The 234-nt window shown below is 43.2% G+C and carries 1 protein-coding gene; it reads right to left on the bottom strand.

The annotated features are described in order from the left end of the window. Positions 1–13: 13 nt before the first annotated feature. Positions 14–234: HAD hydrolase-like protein (locus tag RRF55_RS28040; RefSeq protein WP_439419305.1), on the bottom strand; the 221-nt coding region annotated here is incomplete at its 5' end.

The following is a 234-nucleotide window of genomic DNA, read 5'->3' as shown; positions in this document are numbered from 1 at the left end:
AATCCTATCTGCGTTAAATCAAGTCCAAGACATCGGCAAAGGTTTTAATTCGTGCTTTAGGTGCGGCTTCCGTCAACTCTTGATCAGAACCATAACCGTATTCCACCGCAATGGTTTCAATGCCGTTACGACGTGCACCCAAAATGTCATGCTCACGATCACCAACCATCAGACACTCTTCCGCTTTTAACTGCTCTTTTTCTAAAATATAAGCAATCAACTCTCCCTTATTGG

The sequence above is a fragment of the Klebsiella sp. K47 genome (assembly GCF_051858335.1).
In the GTDB taxonomy this organism is placed as follows: domain Bacteria; phylum Pseudomonadota; class Gammaproteobacteria; order Enterobacterales; family Enterobacteriaceae; genus Klebsiella; species Klebsiella pneumoniae.
This window is presented reverse-complemented; position numbering and strand designations above follow the sequence as displayed.